Below are 16825 nucleotides of genomic sequence, written 5' to 3'. Positions count from 1 at the left end.
CCACAGAGTTGTCCAGTGTTCACAAAACCGGTGAAAACACAGGAGATCACTGTGGGAGCTGGCTTGCCAGCGATGGCGGCAGCAGGGTTTCGATGAATCATGGTTTGGCCCCCTGCTGATCCTGCAAGCTGAACTTCTGCTTGAGAAATTTCGCCGGCGATGTCGTCAGATTCTGCAACCACAGCGCATCGGACGCGGCCTGCTCGGACTCGACTTTCTTGCTCTGGCCCTTGCCCGGCGCCTTGTCGAATTTCACCTCGTCCGGTTTGGTTTCCGGTGCGTTCTTTTCAGCGCTTTCCGTGTCTTTCAACAGAGCCTGGGCCAGCGCCAGATTGGCGGTCGCCTCGGGGAATTGCGGTTGCAGCTTCAAGGCCTGGGTGTACGCGGCAATCGCCTGATCGAACTTGAAGCGACGCACGTAAATATTGCCCAGATAGAAATACGCCTGCGGTGTGTCCAGACGCGCAAAGGTCGCCAGGGCGAGGTCGTAATCTGCCGCGTGATAGGCGGCGACTCCTTTCCAGTACGGGTCGACAAACAGCGCGGCGGCCTGCGGCCAGTGTTCGTGCTCAAAGGCCCAGCGACCTTGCTGGTCACGGGTGAAAAACGCATCGGTCAACGCGTTGGCCTGCGCCGGCGCCGATGGCCAGCCAAGGCCTGCGGCCAACAGCAGCGCTGGCATCCAGTTGACGCTCCAGCCCTTGCGCACGCTGAACAGCGCCAGCAATAGCAGCGGCCAGCACAGCCAGTAACCGGCGTCCTTCCAGTGCAGTTCACGTTGTTCGGCGCTGGCACTCTGAAAATGTTGCTGGGCGTGCAGGTCGATCCAGTCCAGATCATCATCGTTGAGCGTCAGGCTGCCGAGCGGCGCGTCAACCGCCGAAGCCAATTGCTTGAGCGCCGCTTGATCGAAACTGCCGACGATCGGCCGCCCGTTACTGTCGATTTTCGGTTGGCCGCTAGCGCTTTGAATAATCCCGCCGTCCTCGCTGCCCACCGCCAGTACCAAGACTTGCAACTGACTGCCGCTGAGGCGTTTGTCGAGGCTGTCGAGTTGCGCGGTCTCGCCGCCATCAGTGATCAGCAGCAGGCTGCCCGGCGTTTTCTCGGCACTGAGCAAGCGTTTGGCTTGATCGATGACCGCGCCGACATCCTTGCCCGGTTTGTCGATCAGACCGGTGCCCAAGGCTTGAACGAAGGTGTCGAGCAGCGCAGGGTCATCGGTCGGCGGCAGCACCAGGTGCGCGCTGCCGGCGTAAGCGATCAGCGCGGTGCGCGCGCCGGCCCGTCGCTGAATCAGATCGTGCAGCTTGTGTTTGGCCGCTTCCAGACGCGTCGGCTGGACATCGCTGGCGTCCATCGATGGCGACAGATCCACGGCGACGATCAACGGTGCGCGGTTTTCGAGGAAGTCCGGTCGATCCTGTTCCCAGGTCGGCCCGGCCGCAGCCACCGCGCCGAGAATCAACAAGGCGCAAAGCAGATGCACCGGCCGCAGCCGTTGATGATCCTGCGGGGTGACTAGCAGGTGTGGCAGCAGATGCTCGGCGATGTTGCCGCGCAGGCTTCGCTGAAGGTCGCGACTGCGCCGCCAGATCAGCGGCAGCAACGCGCCGAAAAGCGCCAGCAGCAGCCACAGCGGACGCAGGAAGTGGAAGTCGCTGAGGTTGATGTCCATCTCAGGCCTCCTGTCGCTGGCGGGCGAGTGACAGGCGCGGACGCAACAGCGCGCCGAGCTGATACAACGCGAGCAGCACCAGCGCCGCCCCCAGCGGCCAATGGAACAATTCGCGCTGGGGCTGATGGCTGAGGGTTTGTACCTGATGCGGGGTCAATTGATCGAGGGTGCTGTAGACCCGGTCCAGCGCGCTGCGGTCTTCGGCGCGGAAGAACTGGCCACCGGTGGTTTTGGCGATCTGCTCGAGCCCTGGCAGATTGACCTTGGCTTCGCCGTCGGCGCTCGGGTCACCAATGCCGATGGTGTGAATGATCACGCCTTTGTTGGCGGCCATTTCGGCGGCGTGATCGGGGGTAATCGCGCTGCTGGTGTCGTTGCCGTCGGTCAGCAGAATCAGGACTTTTTCCTGTTCGTGGGCCTTGTCGAGCAACTTCAGGCTCAGGCCGATGGCGTCGCCGATCGCGGTGTTGGGCCCGGCCATGCCAATGCCGGTGTCAGCCAGCAGCAGCGACAGACTGGCGTGGTCGAGGGTCAACGGTGCCTGCGGGTACGCGCCGCTGCCGAGCACGATCAGGCCGAGGCGGTCGTCCTTGCGCTTGTCGATGAAGCCCTGCACGACCTCTTTGACGGCAGCGAGGCGGTTGATTTTCTCGCCTTTGGCGTTGGTGAAATCTTCAGTTTCCATCGATTGCGAAATGTCGATGGCCAGCATCAAGTCGCGCACCGGTTGCTGGCGTTCGATCGGTTTTTCGACGAACACCGGACGGGACACCGCCAGCAGGACCAACGCCCAGACCAGCAGATTGAGCAGCAACTGCCAGACATTGCGGCGGCTGCCGACGTTGCTCGGGGCTTCACCGACTGCACGACTCATGGCGCTGAAAAACGGTACGCGCACCGCACTGCGCGCCTCTTTGTAAGCGGGCAGGTAACGGTAGGCCAGCCAGGGCAGCGGCAACAGCAGCAACAGCCACGGGTAATCAAGCTGCCACATGATGATGCTCCACCCAATGTTGGCAGGTGTCGAACAGCGCCTGACGCTGCGGCGCGGGGAGGGCGCGCAGAGTGTCGTCGGGGGCGTAGGCGAGTTGCGCGAGTTGGGCGCTGAAGTCGGCGGGCAACGCTTTTTTGCTATGCCGTTGCAAGAAGACTTGCCAATCCTCTCTCCCAAGCGCCGCCGGTCCCTGTGGGAGCTGGCTTGCCAGCGATGGCGTCCTGTCAGCCAACGCAGATGTCGGATGTGATTGCCTCATCGTTGGCAAGCCAACTCCCACAGGTTCCGTGTTCCACCAATGCTGTTTCTGTTTGGGCATCGAAATCGCCACCCGTTTCAGCAATTCCGGCAATTCGCGCAGCGCATTCAAATCATCACTGCGACCGCGCAACTGCGCCAAACGCGCCAAAGCTTCACGACGATAAGCGTCCCGCCGCCATTGCAGATACCGCCGGGTGCCAATCAACACCGCCGCCAACACCAACACCGCCAGCAACACCCACCAGCCCCACGTTTGCGGCGCATAACTGACCGGCGCGGGCAGGCCCAACTCTTTGAGTTGGTCGATGCTCGGGATATTCGGATTCACCGCCGTGCTCCGGCACTTCTGCCCAGTTCGGCGCGCAGTTGCGCGTGAGCCTCTTCGGCGGTACTGATCATCATCAGCGGCACCTGGCTGCGGCGCAGCAGGGTGGCGACGTCCTTGAGCCGGCCGCTGAGAAAATCGCCCAAGGGTTGATGCACGTTGCGTTTTTCGATGGCCAGTTCCACCTGCAACTCACCCTGGGTGACCAGCAAGCGACCGTTGGTTGGCAGCTTCAAGGCCAGCGGATCGTAGACTTGCAGGGCAATCACATCGTTGTGCGCCGACAGTTGCCGCATCAGTTGCAAGGTGCGCTCACCGGCCCCGGCAAAGTCGCTGACGATGCAGATCAAGTGGTCATGTCCGGCCAGTGCGAGGCAGCGCTGCAAGACCTTGTCCAATTGGTCTTCGTCCTCGGCATCCGGGTTGCTCGCGTTCAGCGCGCGGTTCTGTTCGGCGATACGGCTGAGCAGCGCTTCCACGCGTTTGCGGCTGCGCAGCGGGGCGACGCTGTCGATGCGTTGATCGTTGAACACCAGTCCGCCGACGCGGTCGCCGGCATGGAACACCATCCATGCCGCCAGTGCCGCGAGTTCGGCCGCCACCGCGGATTTGAAACTGCGCTGGGAGCCGAAGAACATTGACATGCGCTGATCGACCACGATCAGCGCCGGACGGTCACGCTCTTCGGTGAAGGTGCGCACCACCGGTTTGCCGGTGCGCAATGAGGCGCGCCAATCGAGGTGGCGCAGATCATCACCCGGCTGATAGCGGCGCAGCTCGTCAAAGTTCAGGCCGCGACCACGCAGACGCGAGGCGTGATTGCCGGCGAGGATGCTGCCCTGCGGCTGGCGGGCGAGAAAGCTCAGGTCACGGGCCTTGAACTCCAGCGCCATCAATTGCGCGAGAGAGACGTAGACCAGGCCTTCATCGTTCATGCCGGAATCGCCACTTTATCGAGAATCCGGTCCAGCACCTGATCGGCGCTGACCCCATCGGCGACCGCGTCGTAGCTCAGTTGCAAACGATGACGCAGCACCGGATGCACCACCGCCCGCACGTTGTCCGGCGAAACGAAATCCTGGCCCTGCAACCACGCATCGGCACGCGCACAACGATCCAGACCAATGCCACCACGCGGACTGGCGCCGATGCTGATCCAGCGCGCGAGGTCTTCGTCATAGTCGCCAGGGTGGCGGGTGGCGTTGATCAGGTCGATCAGGTAGCTGTCGATGGCCGGCGACACATGCACCGCGCTGACTTCTTTGCGTGCGGCGAAGATCACGTCCTGCGATAGGCTGAAACCCTTGACCGGCGTGGTGCTGGCGCCTTGAGCGAACTCTTCGTCGCGCAACAGACGCAGCACCTGACTCTCGTTTTCAGCGCTCGGGTAGTCGAGCAGCACCTTCATCAGAAAGCGATCCATCTGCGCCTCGGGCAGCGGATAGGTGCCTTCCTGTTCAATCGGGTTCTGTGTCGCGACGACGATGAACAGATCCGGTAGGGCATGGCTGTTGCCGGCCACGGTGATCTGCCGTTCTTCCATGGCTTCAAGCAGCGCCGCTTGCACTTTCGCCGGGGCACGGTTGATCTCGTCGGCGAGGATCAGATTGCCGAACAACGGGCCGGGCTGAAAGCGGATCTCGTTTTTGCCTTCGACCTGATGCAGCACTTCGGCACCGGTGATGTCCGACGGCAGCAGGTCGGGGGTGAACTGGATGCGGCTCATCTTCGCGTCCAGATGCTTGGCCAAGGCTTTGACCGTGCGGGTCTTGGCCAGCCCCGGCAGACTTTCCAGGAGCAAATGCCCGTTGGCCAGCAGGCCCAGCAGAATCTGCCGGATCACTTTATCCTGGCCGAGCACCGCTTCGGCGATGCTCGCTTGCAGGGCGTTGAGGTCGGTAAGTGCAGTCATCGCAGCAGTCCTTTGTGTCCGGTCTAGAAAAACGCCAGGGTCAGGTTGACGCTGAAGCCGTTGCCCTCAGGGCGGTTCTTGGTGTCGAACTCCGGCACCCAGCGCGCACTGATGTTGGCTTGGGCGTCGGCGAATTTTCCGCTCCAGCCGATCACGGGGCCGGCACCGACCGAGCGTCCGCGATAGCCGTTGAACGTATTGGCGGTCTGACCTTTGTCATCGGTCAATTGCTGGATATAACCGGCGGCGACACCGGCATTCCAGCCCTTGCCGAAGCCGAGCGTCCACAGGGCATCGAGGCGGAAGATGTTGCCGTTGCGATAGTCAGTTGCATCGTTTTCGGTGTAGCGCTCGAACGCGCTCATCAGGCTGAACTCGCCGCCCTTGCCGTCCAGATGGGTGAACGCCACGGTCGGCATGAACGTGTAGTTGTTCTGCCCGGGGTTGGCCAGCCGATCCTTGTTGTAAGCGCCGGTGGGCACGTAGATCGGCAGCGAAAACGAGATATGGTTGAGTGGGTCGAAGTGATAGCCGACCGCAATCGGCGTGATCAGCGCGTCAGCGAATTGCGTTCCGGAGTCGCTGTCGCCCAGGGTCCGCCCGCGCGGGCCGGTGATGCTGGCCTTGATGTCGGTGTATTGCACCGGCACACCGATGGCTGATGCGTAATTCCATGGACCTTTGCCGGTGTCCCAGACATGGGTGAAGTTGCCCATGGTGTAAGACACTTTCATGTCGATCCCGCCGCTGACGGCGCCGGAAATCGGTGCACCGTCACTGCCCTTGAGCGAGCCGTCGTACCAGATGCTGGTCAGCGACATCACCCAGCCGGGCTCGGGCGGCACGATGCCGGCGTTGGAAAACACCTGTTGACCGGTAATCGGTCGGCCGACGCCGCCCTCTGCTGCGTAAAGCAGAGGACTGCCGATCATGCACAACGCCAGCAACGGGCGCACAACGTGGGGCTTGACCATCAATCAATGACTCCGCTTATTGTTTTGAGTTGACCGGGGTGAGTGGCGGCATTTTCCATGCGCCGCTGGCCACTTCCGGTTTTGGCAGGTACAGACGCAAGATCCCGTAGAACGGCCCGTTCGGCGCTGGTAGCCAGTTGGCCTGTTTGTCCTTGCCGGGGTTGTTGTGCTGCACATACAGCGTCAGGCCACCGTCGGCGTCGAGCGTAAGGTCCGGTAGCATTCGCGAGTTGATCAGGTAGCGATTCAGCGGGTTGGCCGCCAACAGTTTGGTCTTGCCGTCGTACATCGTCAGCGACCAGAACGCATCTGCCGGGGGCAGGGCGCCCTTGTCGAAATGCAGGGTGTAATCGTTTTTCGAGGCGTCGACAGGCTGGCCGTCCTTGTCGACGAAATAGCCGATGTAATTCGCTTCTTCAGCGGAGTTGCCAAAGATGCCCATGTTGGCGCCAGCGTAGCGGTACAGGTAATTGCCGTTGAGGTGATCGCGGGTGCCGAAGAAATCCCCACTGGTCACTTGATGGGTGTCGACCTTGTCCTTTTTGAAGGCGGCAAATTCGGCTTTGGCATCGCTGATACCGTCTTCGAGCGCTTTGCGCTGCTCGGCTGAGAGTTTCTTCAGGTCGAACGGCTGGCCAGCGCCGATGCCGATTTTGTCGAAGCGTGCGAGCAGATCCTTCTCGACATCCTGCGGCGGCGTGAATGCCAGCATGAAATTCAGGTAACGAAAGAGCTCCGGGGTTTCGCTCATGGTCGGCGTCGGTTTCGGCCAGCTGACCTTGGGTGCCGGGGCCGGGGCTTTTTGTTTGAGGTAGTGACTGAGGGTTTCGACTTTGTAACCTTTCTGGATCTGCTTGACCTTGGTCAGGTCCTTTTCATCGAACAACTGCGTGCGATACAGCGCGTAGGTGATGTTGCTTTCGCTGCGCAGCAGGCGGTCGATGTTGACCGGTTGCTGACCTTGCCAGTCCGGCCCGACAATCATGAAATGCCCACCGTTGTTGCCGGTGCTGCGCGTGCCCAGATAGGCGAAGTTCTGCGTGTAGGCGTCGATCAGTTGCACCGAGTAGTAGCGATGTTCTTCGATCGGTGGCAGCGTCAGGATCAGCGGCTCGGCGCGTAAATCCATCCAGACGAAAGAGTAGGGTGTGTCGGCGTTGGGCGTAACAAACGCGGTGTCCTTGGCGGTGAAGGCTTTGGCGGTGTTGCCGATCTGGTTCAGCGGCGCCTTGTAGTTGGGGCTTTTACTGTCGATGGCCTGGGTGTAGAGGGTTTTGTACATTTCCACCACCGGGAAGCCATACAGATAGGCTTCCTTGGCAATGCCCCGGGCTTCGTCAGGGCTGGCGCTGAAATCGGCCAGGACGCTGGTGCTCAGCGTAAGGGTCAGGCCGGTCAGCAACAGATTGCGTGTGTGCATGGTGCGTCCTTATTTATTGCGCGAGCGTGATGTCGTCGAGTTTCCAGCTCTTGTCGAAATACGCTTCAGTCGGCGCGTACAGACGGAAATAACTGAACCAGTGTTTGCCGGGCAGGGTTTGCACCCAGTTGCTTTCCAGGCCCTTGGGTGCAGTCGGGCCGAAGTACAGGTCCACCGAACCGTCGGGGTTCTTCTGCAAATCCTGACGCGAAGAAAGGTCGGCCTTGCGCTGCGGATTGTCGATCAGGCCGCGGCTGGTGATGTCGTAAACGGTCATCGACCAGAATTGTTTGGCCGGCGGGTTGGCGCCAACGTGCAGGCGATAGCTCTTGCCACCGTCGAGCCAGTCACCCTTGGCGTCGGTGTAGGCGCCGAGGTAGGTCTGACCCAGCCCCGGCGTTTTGGAAACCATGCCCTTGGTGTTGGTAACCGCCTCGTAGAACCAGGCACTGCGTTCCCACAACTGGTCGTAATAGGCCACACGTTGGGATGGCTCGGCGATGTTCAGCACCGTGTCCCAGTGCCGGTCGGGCCAATACTGAGCGTCAGGAAAACGCTTGGCGAAGGTGTTGGCCTTGGCAATCAGTTCGCCGACCTGCGCACCTTGCTCAAGGGCCTGACGTTGATGGGTGTTGGGGTTGAAGGGTTTGTCTTTTTCGATACCGAGGCTGGCAAGCATCGCCATGTAGAACCGGTCACGCTCGTTGACCGGTTCTTTCTGAATGATCTGGTGCAGGCGTTCCCAGTAGGCGATGCCTTGAGGTTGCGTGCCGGACCAAGGTTTGGCTTGCGGCGAAAGCAGGCGAGTGTCGCCCGGCTTATTGCGTTGGGCGTACGGGTACATCTTGAACTTCTCGACCAGTGCCTTGCCCTTGGCCGGGTCCGGATCGAGCACACGGAAACCCACCAGCACGTTCATGGTTTCCGATTTGGCCAGGTAATACCGGCCGGCATCTGCCGGTGGTTCGGCTCCGGGTGGCAGCACCAGGTATTTGCCGCCCTGGCCCTTATCGGGACCGGTCTGCCCCATGTCGATGATAGCCCGCTGCCAGAAATCACCGATGCCGCCAGCGGTCGGCCCCGGCGGCAACTCGATCACCAGTGGCCCGGTTTCACTCAGATCGACGAAGCCGAGAATGTAGGGGGTAGTGGCGTTGGCGGTGATCACCCCGAGCTTGTCTTCGTAGCTGTTGAGTACCATCAGATCGCCGCTGCGCGCGCCGAGCTTGTCGCGAAACTCTTCCTGCCACTGGGCGTAGGACACCAGCGGCAAGGCCCACAGATAACTCTGGGTCGCCTGCTGGAAATCCAGTTCGGCGTACAGTTTGGCAATCGATTCATGGCTCGGCAGCTCGCCCTCCATAGCGATCTTGCCGATAGGGGTATCGAGGTCCTGGGCGCCGACGCCACAACTGACAAACATCGTCATCAAACTGAAACCGGCGGCTTTGAGGGCTACGTGCATAGCGATTTCCTTACTTGCCAAACGTCACGTTGAGGCCGGCATAGAGGGTGAATTGCGGCAGGCCATCGCCCTTGCGATCAACCGTCCATTGCGGCTCGACGAAGGCGTTGAGAATGTTGCTGCCAGACTTCCAGGCCTTGCCGACACCGAGGCCGATCGGGATGTAATGGGTGTCGTTTTTCAGGTCGAAGGTCCAGGTGCCGGTGGAGCGCAGATACCAGCCTTTTTCCAGGTTGTGGATGATGAACGGCTGCATCGTTGCGCTTTCGACATGCGGGCGGTCGTTGTCGCCGGCAAAGGAACTCTGGTATTGCACCAGCGCGCCGAGCAGGCCGCGCGGCGAGGCGTCAATGGCCACAGCGGCGAGGCCACCTTGCCATTTGCCGGTACCGAGTTCGTCCTGTTCGGCGGTCGGCGCAGTGATCAGCGGGCCAATGCCCAACTGCACGCCGTCGGTTTTCAGAATGAAGATATCGAACAGGTTCAGATCGCCGATGCCGGTGCTGTAACCGTTGTGCGGATCGGGGCGGGTGCTGATCGGCAGCGTGGCGCGAACCAGTTGCGGCACACCGATGAAATCGTTCGGCGCGATCGGCAGGGTGCCGCGCAGCAACACGTCATTGCTGTGCGCGTTGCTGTCATAAAGTTTGGGGGTGTAGTAATCCTGAAGATTGGCGCCGGGCGCGACGTTCAACGGGTTGTTACTTTTGTTCGAGTCCTCGGCGTTATCCGCCTGTGCGCAGCACGCTGCCGCTAGCGAACTCGCCAGAAACAGAGTCTTCCCCACTCGATTGAACATCATCCCCGATTCCCTGGTGGCTTATGGACACTTGGCGCTAGTCGGCCGTTACTGCGTAATCCCTTTCTTATCAAGCCTGTAGGACACGTCTGAATGACGCTAGCAGCTAATCGGCAGTTAGCCAGCCGAAGGGATTAATTCTTTGGTTTTGTGAGCAGGATCACGGTGCTTTTGTGTACTAAAACGCTGGTACCCGAGCATTCGGCAGCTCCTACCTGTGCGTATTTCAATTCGGGATGTTTAAAGGTTGTTTCGATTTTGCGGAACGTTCCCACAAGGTTTTCAGGTTGTCCGTCGGACGTCGGGTCTCTAGCCTGTGTTCGTCGCTGCCAAATCAGCGACCGGGACTGGAAACCCCGACGGGTATTAGTGGCGCGTACACGCCTTTCATAACGTATCCTTGCGCACCTTCATTGTGTGCACTCCGTTATGGCGGCTGTGCGCGGGAGACCTTCGGGTCGACCGGGTCGCCGCTGCCCGGGTTTCCAACCTGCGTACAGCTGCCACCTCTTCGTCCGGAAACCGAATGGGGCAGCTCCAATTTTCCAGTGGAGTTACACCATGAAAAAGCCAACACCCAATCCCCCAGAATCAGACGCCGACACCACATCCCCCTACGCCTCAGTCGACAGTAAAAAACTCCACGAAGCCGCCGACCGCGCCCTCGATTTCTACCTCAACCCCTCCGCCCACATCATGTCCAGCGCCAACGAGCCGGAACCCATGTACCTCGCAAATCCCAGGTACAACACCGAATCCCTGCTAGCCAACGCCAGCGAAACCCTCGGCTCGGCCAGCGAAATGCTGATCAACTTCGCCGCCTCGCTGGAAACCTCGCAGCGCAAGACTGCACTGGGGATCGCACAGGTCGTCATGTTGGGTGAACTCGCGGTGAATCAAGCCCTCGATCACGTCGAGCTGAAGGATGGCTGATTGATCGTTCCCACGCTCTGCGTGGGAATGCAGCCCCTGACGCTCTGCGTCAAATTCGCAATTTGGAACGCGGAGTGTCCCGAGAGGCATTCCCACGCAGAGCGTGGGAACGATCAATATCAAAAGATCGCAGCCTTCGGCAGCTCCTACATTGGGATATCCGGTTCAGCTGTTGTTCTTGGCTTGCTCGCGGATGCGTTCTTCCTGAGCGCGGGCTTCAGGGGTGAATTCGGCACCAAAGTCTTCGGCAGAGAATATCTGGCGGATTTCAATTTCAGAATCGCCCGGCATCGGGTTAGGGCAGCGCTTGACCCACTCGATCGCTTCTTCTTTCGACTTCACGTCCCAGATCCAGTAACCGGCGACCAATTCCTTGGTTTCAATGAACGGCCCGTCGATGACCGTGCGTTTTTCACCGGAGAAACGCACGCGGGCCCCTTTGCTGCTGGGGTGCAGGCCATCGCATTCCACCAGGATCCCGGCCTTGGCCAGTTCTTCGTTGAAGTTGCCCATCTCGGTAATCAATTCTTCGCTGGGCATGATGCCGGCTTCGGAATCGGCGCTGGCTTTGACAAAGATCATGAATCGCATGGCGTGTACTCCGTGAATTAGGGGGATTCGTGAAGTAGTCGAACGGGTCGTGCTTGAATCGACAGGGGCTCTGGTAAAAGAGGCGGAAAATTTCACATCGCAGATCTAATTGTAGGAGTGAGCCTGCTCGCGATGGGGGTGTGTCATATAAGCAGATGTTGACTGACAGACCGCTATCGCGAGCAGGCTCACTCCTACAGGGGAATGGTGGTGGTTTTGTATACAATTTTTCGCGCAGGCACCCAACAATTTCAAAACAGGGCATAGGTCGGCGGCCCATTTCGTGGTTAACTTCGGCCTCTTGCATGCTTTCCAATCAAAACACTAGAAGGACTCAAGTCATGGCTCAAGTCACCCTTAAAGGCAACCCGGTTCAAGTCAACGGCCAGTTGCCACAAGCCGGTTCCAAGGCGCCAGCCTTTTCTCTGGTTGCCGGCAATCTGTCCGACGTCACCCTGCAAGACTTCGCCGGCAAGCGCAAAGTCCTGAACATTTTCCCAAGCGTCGACACCCCGACCTGCGCGACTTCCGTGCGCAAGTTCAACGCTCAGGCCAACGACATCAGCAACACCGTGGTGCTGTGCATCTCCGCTGACCTGCCGTTCGCCCAGGCACGTTTCTGCGGCGCTGAAGGTCTGGAAAACGTACAGAACCTGTCGACCCTGCGCGGTGCCGAGTTCATCGAGAACTATGGCGTGGCCATCGCTGACGGCCCGCTGAAAGGCCTGACTGCCCGTGCGGTCGTGGTTCTGGACGAAAACGACAACGTCCTGCACAGCGAACTGGTCAAGGAAATCGCTGAAGAGCCTAACTACGAAGCGGCACTGTCCGTTCTCAAGTAAGCGCTTTTACAATTGTTAACGGCCTGGCCCTGTCCAGGCCGTTTTCATTTGTGTATCAGTGTTTTGCCTCATACCTTGAAACGTAAGTTGAAGGTAAATTGCCGGTAAAGCTGCTTTGCTAATGTCCCACCAGTGCTTATCGTTCAGCCTCCCGTAAAAGAAGCCCACGCGCCCAATGGTTAATCACTCCATGCAATCGTCTCCCCGCAAGTCCCGTCGCTGGCTGATCAGCCTGCTTGTCCTGTTGGTTATCGCCGTCCTGTGCTTGAAATTCTGGCCAGCCGGTTCAGCTCACAAGGAGGGCGGTGATAAAGCAGCGGCGGGGCATACCGGGCGCTCGGGGATGATGCGGCCGGGCTTCGGCGGCGGGACCGGGCCGATTCCGGTACGCGTGGCACCGGCGGTCACCGGCGATTTCCCGCTGTATTACAAGGCGCTGGGCACGGTGACTGCGCTCAACACCATCAACGTGCGCAGCCGCGTCGGCGGTGAACTGGTGAAAATCAATTTCGAAGAAGGGCAGATGGTCAAGGCGGGCGACCTGCTGGCCGAGATCGATCCACGTCCGTACCAGAACGCCTTGCTTCAGGCTGAAGGCACGTTGCTGCAGAATCAGGCGCAGTTGAAAAACGCTCAGGTCGACGTCGAGCGTTATCGCGGCCTGTTTAAAGAAGACAGCATCGCCAAACAGACCCTCGACACCGCCGAAGCGCTGGTCGGCCAGTATCTGGGCACGGTGAAAACCAATCAGGCGGCGGTCAACGACGCCAAGCTCAACCTCGAATTCACCAAAATCCGCGCGCCGATTGCCGGCCGTGTCGGCCTGCGTCAGGTCGACGTCGGTAACCTCGTAACCGCTAACGACACCACGTTTCTTGCGGTGATCACCCAGACTCAACCGATCAGCGTCGCTTTCACACTGCCGGAAAACAGCCTCGACACCGTGCTCGCCCGTTATCGCAGCGGCGCCAAACTGCCGGCTGAAGCGTGGGATCGTGGCGACACCAAACTGCAAGCCACCGGCGTGCTGCAAAGCCTCGACAACCAGATCGACGTTGCCACCGGCACCCTGAAATTCAAGGCGCGTTACGACAACCGCGATCAGGCGCTGTTCCCCAATCAGTTCGTCAACGTGCACCTGCTGGCCGATACCCTGAAAGGGGTGGTGCTGGCACCGTCGGCAGCGATTCAGTTCGGCACCAACGGCACCTTTGTCTACGCGCTGGACGGCGACAAGAAAGTCACCATCCGCCAATTGAAGATCGGCGCCAGTGACGGCGAAAACACCGTCGTCACCGAAGGTCTGGCCGCCGGCGACCGCGTCGTTCTGGAAGGCACCGACCGCCTCAAGGAAGGCAGTGAAGTGGAAGTGGTCAACGACAGCAATCAGGTGCCGACCACCCCGACCGAACACCTGCAAGGCAAATCCGCCGCCCAGACGCCAGACGCTGCGGTCACTGACAAGGCCAAGAAGGGCGCATGAACATTTCGCGGCTGTTCATCCTCCGTCCGGTAGCCACCACCCTGAGCATGCTGGCCATTGTCCTGGCCGGCCTGATCGCTTATCGCCTGCTGCCGGTTTCAGCGCTGCCGCAGGTCGATTACCCGACCATTCGCGTCATGACTTTGTATCCCGGCGCCAGTCCGGATGTAATGACCAGCGCGGTCACCGCGCCGCTTGAACGCCAGTTCGGGCAGATGCCGGGCCTGACGCAAATGGCCTCGACCAGCTCCGGCGGCGCGTCGGTGCTGACCCTGCGTTTCAGTCTCGATATCAACATGGACGTCGCCGAGCAACAGGTGCAAGCCGCGATCAACGCCGCGACCAACCTGTTGCCGACCGATCTGCCGGCGCCGCCGGTGTACAACAAGGTCAACCCGGCCGATACCCCGGTGCTGACGTTGGCGATCACCTCGAAAACCATGCTGCTGCCCAAACTCAATGATCTGGTCGATACGCGCATGGCGCAGAAAATCGCCCAGATCAGCGGTGTCGGCATGGTCAGCATTGCCGGCGGCCAGCGTCAGGCGGTGCGGATCAAGGTCAACCCGGAAGCGTTGGCGGCGAACAGCCTCAACCTGTCGGACGTGCGCACCCTGATCGGCGCCTCCAACGTCAACCAGCCAAAAGGCAACTTCGACGGCCCGACCCGGGTGTCGATGCTCGACGCGAACGACCAACTGACGTCGCCCGAGGATTACGCCAACCTGATCCTCGCCTACAAGAACGGCGCGCCGTTGCGGCTCAAGGACGTGGCGGAAATCGTCGATGGCGCCGAGAACGAACGCCTCGCCGCGTGGGCCAACCAGAATCAGGCCGTGCTGCTGAACATTCAGCGGCAGCCCGGCGCCAACGTCATCGAAGTGGTCGACCGCATCAAGGCGTTGTTACCGAGTATCACCGACAACTTGCCGGCGGGCCTCGAAGTCAACGTGCTCACCGACCGTACCCAGACCATTCGCGCCTCGGTGACGGACGTGCAGCATGAACTGCTGATCGCCATCGCTCTGGTGGTGATGGTGACGTTCCTGTTCCTGCGTCGTGCCAGCGCGACGATCATCCCGTCGGTCGCCGTGCCGCTGTCGCTGATCGGCACTTTTGGTGTGATGTATCTGGCCGGATTCTCGGTCAACAACCTGACCTTGATGGCGCTGACCATCGCGACCGGTTTCGTGGTCGACGATGCGATCGTGATGCTGGAAAACATCGCGCGTTTCATCGAAGAAGGCGACAGCCCGATGCAAGCCGCGCTCAAAGGCGCGAAACAGATCGGCTTTACCCTGATTTCCCTGACCCTGTCGCTGATCGCGGTACTGATTCCACTGCTGTTCATGGCGGATGTGGTCGGTCGGCTGTTCCGCGAGTTCGCCATCACCTTGGCGGTGGCCATCCTGATTTCGCTGGTGGTCTCGCTGACCCTGACGCCGATGATGTGCGCGCGCTTGCTCAAGCGCGAGCCGGAAGAACACGAGCAGGGTCGTTTCTATCGGGCCAGCGGTGCGGTGATCGACTGGATGATCGCGGCCTACGGGCGCAAGTTGCAGTGGGTGCTCAAACATCAGCCGCTGACTTTATTGGTGGCCGTCGGCACGCTGGCACTGACCGTGTTCCTTTATATGGTCGTGCCCAAGGGCTTTTTCCCGGTGCAGGACACCGGGGTGATTCAGGGCATTTCCGAGGCGCCGCAGTCGATTTCCTTTGCGGCGATGGGCGAGCGTCAACAGGCACTGGCGAAAATCATTCTGGAAGACCCAGCGGTGCAAAGCCTGTCTTCCTATATTGGTGTCGACGGCGATAACGCCACGCTGAACAGCGGTCGTCTGCTGATTAACCTCAAGCCCCACGGCCAGCGTGATCTTTCCGCTAGCGAAGTGATCGCCCGCTTGCAGCCGCAAGTGGACAAGCTGGTCGGTATTCGGCTGTTCATGCAACCGGTACAGGATCTGACCATCGAGGACCGGGTCAGCCGCACGCAGTATCAGTTCAGCATGTCGTCGCCGGATTCCGAGCTGTTGAGCCAGTGGAGCGGCCGACTGGTCGAAGCGCTGGCTCAGCGTGCGGAATTGACCGACGTTGCCAGCGATTTGCAGGACAAGGGCCTGCAGGTTTATCTGGTGATCGACCGCGATGCGGCTTCACGCCTCGGCGTTTCGGTGTCGAACATCACCGATGCGCTGTACGACGCTTTCGGTCAGCGGCAGATTTCGACGATCTACACCCAGGCCAGCCAGTATCGCGTGGTGCTGCAAGCGCAGTCCGGGGAAAAAATCGGTCCGCAGGCGCTGGATCAGATTCACGTCAAGACCACCGATGGCGCACAGGTACGCCTGTCGAGTCTGGCTCACGTCGAACAACGTCAGGCGCAACTGGCGATCACCCACATCGGCCAGTTCCCGGCGGTGATGATGTCGTTCAACCTCGCCCCCGGCGTAGCGTTGGGGCACGCGGTGGAAGTGATCGAGCAGGTGCAGAAAGACATTGGCATGCCGGTGGGCGTGCAGACTCAGTTCCAGGGCGCGGCGGAGGCCTTCCAGGCATCGCTGTCGAGCACCTTGCTGCTGATTCTGGCGGCGGTGGTGACCATGTACATCGTGCTCGGTGTGCTGTACGAAAGTTACATTCATCCGATCACCATTCTCTCGACGTTGCCATCGGCGGCGGTTGGCGCTTTGCTGGCGTTGCTGCTCAGCGGCAATGACCTGGGCATGATCGCGATCATCGGCATCATCCTGTTGATCGGTATCGTCAAGAAGAACGCGATCATGATGATCGACTTCGCCCTCGACGCTGAGCGTACCCAAGGCATGGCGCCGGAGCAGGCGATCTATCAGGCGGCGCTGCTGCGTTTCCGGCCAATTCTGATGACCACACTGGCGGCGCTGTTTGGCGCCGTGCCGTTGATGCTCGCCACCGGTTCCGGGGCTGAATTGCGTCAGCCGCTGGGTTTGGTGATGGTCGGCGGTTTGCTGGTGAGCCAGGTGCTGACGCTGTTTACCACGCCGGTGATCTACCTGTATTTCGACCGCCTCGGTCGTCGCTTTGGCAAGACCAATGCGGATACCGAAGAGGTCGCGGTATGACTGTCCGTACACATAACCCCTGTAGGAGTGAGCCTGCTCGCGATGAGGCC

General features: G+C 60.3%; 14 protein-coding genes. 4 read left to right on the top strand and 10 right to left on the bottom strand.

Going from position 1 to position 16825, the window contains the following annotated elements:
- Positions 1-97 precede the first annotated feature (97 nt).
- The 9 genes from EJA71_RS09635 to EJA71_RS09595 are packed head-to-tail and all read right to left on the bottom strand — an operon-like array spanning position 98 to position 9828.
- Positions 98-1678, bottom strand: coding sequence for a VWA domain-containing protein (locus tag EJA71_RS09635; protein WP_158956290.1), 1581 nt, complete (start codon positions 1676-1678; stop codon positions 98-100).
- A 1-nt stretch (position 1679) separates the two neighbouring features.
- Positions 1680-2672 (bottom strand): VWA domain-containing protein, encoded by a 993-nt coding sequence (locus EJA71_RS09630; protein WP_158956288.1) that lies wholly within the window; start codon positions 2670-2672, stop codon positions 1680-1682.
- The gene (locus EJA71_RS09625; RefSeq protein WP_158956286.1) at positions 2659-3261 is read right to left on the bottom strand and encodes a DUF4381 domain-containing protein; all 603 of its coding nucleotides are present in this window, start codon (positions 3259-3261) and stop codon (positions 2659-2661) included. Before EJA71_RS09625 ends, EJA71_RS09630 begins: the two co-directional genes overlap by 14 nt.
- On the bottom strand, positions 3258-4193 hold the full coding sequence (locus EJA71_RS09620) for a DUF58 domain-containing protein (protein WP_158956284.1): 936 nt from the start codon (positions 4191-4193) through the stop codon (positions 3258-3260). Before EJA71_RS09620 ends, EJA71_RS09625 begins: the two co-directional genes overlap by 4 nt.
- Positions 4190-5170, bottom strand: a complete 981-nt coding sequence (locus tag EJA71_RS09615) for a MoxR family ATPase (RefSeq protein ID WP_158956282.1) — start codon at positions 5168-5170, stop codon at positions 4190-4192. The genes EJA71_RS09620 and EJA71_RS09615 overlap by 4 nt, the downstream gene beginning before the upstream one ends.
- 23 nt (positions 5171-5193) lie before the next feature.
- Positions 5194-6144: a transporter gene (locus EJA71_RS09610; protein WP_158956280.1), complete on the bottom strand. Its 951-nt coding sequence runs from the start codon at positions 6142-6144 to the stop codon at positions 5194-5196.
- Between the two features lie 16 nt (positions 6145-6160).
- Positions 6161-7564, bottom strand: a complete 1404-nt coding sequence (locus tag EJA71_RS09605; protein WP_158956278.1) for a DUF1254 domain-containing protein — start codon at positions 7562-7564, stop codon at positions 6161-6163.
- A 13-nt stretch (positions 7565-7577) separates the two neighbouring features.
- Positions 7578-9029, bottom strand: coding sequence for a DUF1254 domain-containing protein (locus EJA71_RS09600; RefSeq protein WP_158956276.1), 1452 nt, complete (start codon positions 9027-9029; stop codon positions 7578-7580).
- Positions 9030-9039: 10 nt separating this feature from the next.
- Positions 9040-9828: a hypothetical protein gene (locus tag EJA71_RS09595; RefSeq protein ID WP_158956302.1), complete on the bottom strand. Its 789-nt coding sequence runs from the start codon at positions 9826-9828 to the stop codon at positions 9040-9042.
- A gap of 561 nt (positions 9829-10389) precedes the next feature.
- Between EJA71_RS09595 and EJA71_RS09590 the strand changes: the two genes are divergently transcribed.
- Entirely contained in the window at positions 10390-10761 is a 372-nt protein-coding gene (locus EJA71_RS09590) for a DUF6124 family protein (protein ID WP_158956274.1), read from the top strand.
- 165 nt (positions 10762-10926) lie between these two features.
- Here the strand turns inward: EJA71_RS09590 and EJA71_RS09585 are convergent, their stop codons facing one another.
- Complete coding sequence (locus EJA71_RS09585; protein WP_158956272.1) at positions 10927-11352, bottom strand: YciI family protein; 426 nt, start codon at positions 11350-11352, stop codon at positions 10927-10929.
- A 341-nt stretch (positions 11353-11693) separates the two neighbouring features.
- Here EJA71_RS09585 and tpx point away from each other — a divergent pair, with 341 nt between their 5' ends.
- From tpx to EJA71_RS09570, 3 genes are all read left to right on the top strand, one after another.
- Entirely contained in the window at positions 11694-12194 is a 501-nt protein-coding gene (gene tpx, locus EJA71_RS09580; protein ID WP_095112063.1) for a thiol peroxidase, read from the top strand.
- 175 nt (positions 12195-12369) lie between these two features.
- Positions 12370-13677 carry an MdtA/MuxA family multidrug efflux RND transporter periplasmic adaptor subunit gene (locus tag EJA71_RS09575; protein ID WP_158956270.1) on the top strand — a complete coding sequence of 436 codons (1308 nt, stop codon included), beginning with the start codon at positions 12370-12372 and terminating at the stop codon, positions 13675-13677.
- On the top strand, positions 13674-16775 hold the full coding sequence (locus EJA71_RS09570; RefSeq protein WP_158956268.1) for an MdtB/MuxB family multidrug efflux RND transporter permease subunit: 3102 nt from the start codon (positions 13674-13676) through the stop codon (positions 16773-16775). Before EJA71_RS09575 ends, EJA71_RS09570 begins: the two co-directional genes overlap by 4 nt.
- The last annotated feature ends 50 nt before the right edge of the window (positions 16776-16825 follow it).

The organism is Pseudomonas sp. PB106, assembly GCF_009764645.1.
In the GTDB taxonomy this organism is placed as follows: Bacteria; Pseudomonadota; Gammaproteobacteria; order Pseudomonadales; family Pseudomonadaceae; genus Aquipseudomonas.
This window is presented reverse-complemented; position numbering and strand designations above follow the sequence as displayed.

Coding starts and splice junctions, on each gene's coding strand:
- EJA71_RS09590 (WP_158956274.1), top strand. CDS start 10,390: ATGAAAAAGCCAACACCCAATCCCCCAGAATCAGACGCCGACACCACA.
- EJA71_RS09605 (WP_158956278.1), bottom strand. CDS start 7,564: ATGCACACACGCAATCTGTTGCTGACCGGCCTGACCCTTACGCTGAGC.
- EJA71_RS09615 (WP_158956282.1), bottom strand. CDS start 5,170: ATGACTGCACTTACCGACCTCAACGCCCTGCAAGCGAGCATCGCCGAA.
- EJA71_RS09570 (WP_158956268.1), top strand. CDS start 13,674: ATGAACATTTCGCGGCTGTTCATCCTCCGTCCGGTAGCCACCACCCTG.
- EJA71_RS09610 (WP_158956280.1), bottom strand. CDS start 6,144: ATGGTCAAGCCCCACGTTGTGCGCCCGTTGCTGGCGTTGTGCATGATC.
- EJA71_RS09635 (WP_158956290.1), bottom strand. CDS start 1,678: ATGGACATCAACCTCAGCGACTTCCACTTCCTGCGTCCGCTGTGGCTG.
- EJA71_RS09620 (WP_158956284.1), bottom strand. CDS start 4,193: ATGAACGATGAAGGCCTGGTCTACGTCTCTCTCGCGCAATTGATGGCG.
- EJA71_RS09595 (WP_158956302.1), bottom strand. CDS start 9,828: ATGTTCAATCGAGTGGGGAAGACTCTGTTTCTGGCGAGTTCGCTAGCG.
- EJA71_RS09600 (WP_158956276.1), bottom strand. CDS start 9,029: ATGCACGTAGCCCTCAAAGCCGCCGGTTTCAGTTTGATGACGATGTTT.
- EJA71_RS09585 (WP_158956272.1), bottom strand. CDS start 11,352: ATGCGATTCATGATCTTTGTCAAAGCCAGCGCCGATTCCGAAGCCGGC.
- tpx (WP_095112063.1), top strand. CDS start 11,694: ATGGCTCAAGTCACCCTTAAAGGCAACCCGGTTCAAGTCAACGGCCAG.
- EJA71_RS09630 (WP_158956288.1), bottom strand. CDS start 2,672: ATGTGGCAGCTTGATTACCCGTGGCTGTTGCTGCTGTTGCCGCTGCCC.
- EJA71_RS09575 (WP_158956270.1), top strand. CDS start 12,370: ATGGTTAATCACTCCATGCAATCGTCTCCCCGCAAGTCCCGTCGCTGG.